Source organism: Pandoraea sp. ISTKB (assembly GCF_001721285.1).
In the GTDB taxonomy this organism is placed as follows: domain Bacteria; phylum Pseudomonadota; class Gammaproteobacteria; order Burkholderiales; family Burkholderiaceae; genus Pandoraea; species Pandoraea capi.
Genome location: NZ_MAOS01000004.1, coordinates 1 through 437, shown reverse-complemented (window position 1 = coordinate 437; position 437 = coordinate 1). Strand labels below are relative to the sequence as shown.

Here is a 437-nt window from a genome sequence, read left to right as displayed (position 1 = left end):
ACACCCCCCGCCTGACGGGCCGGAGCCCCTTTCCGCCGCTCAGACATAAACCCAACTCGCTGCAGAAAGGGGCCCCGGCCCGTCTCCCTCCCCGCCCTCAGTACCTCCACCGAAACCGCCCGCTTCCCGCGCGCTGTTTCCACCCCCCTCGTTGCGTCGACACCGCTCTTCTCCAGCGCCAACGCGACGCCACAACCACCACGCACGTGCTCCGCAACTGCTGCGCGGCGGTCGTGCCGTCGCTCACACCTCCGCGGTACCTCTTTATGCCCCGCCTACGCTGCCTTTTGCTTACCTTGCACGGCGTCTAACTCGGCTTGCGTCAGTAAATACACACCCTCTAAGTCCTGCTCGTCGCAGTTGTGTCCCTCACCACCCCGGTCCACCACGACGAAGTCACTCACTTCATGCAACGCCAGCAACGGGTGATGCCACAC

General features: G+C 64.8%; 1 protein-coding gene. It reads right to left on the bottom strand.

The annotated features are described in order from the left end of the window. Positions 1 to 275 precede the first annotated feature (275 nt). A partial coding sequence (locus tag A9762_RS27930) for an ureidoglycolate lyase (protein WP_170836170.1) occupies positions 276 to 437 on the bottom strand: 162 nt, incomplete at its 5' end.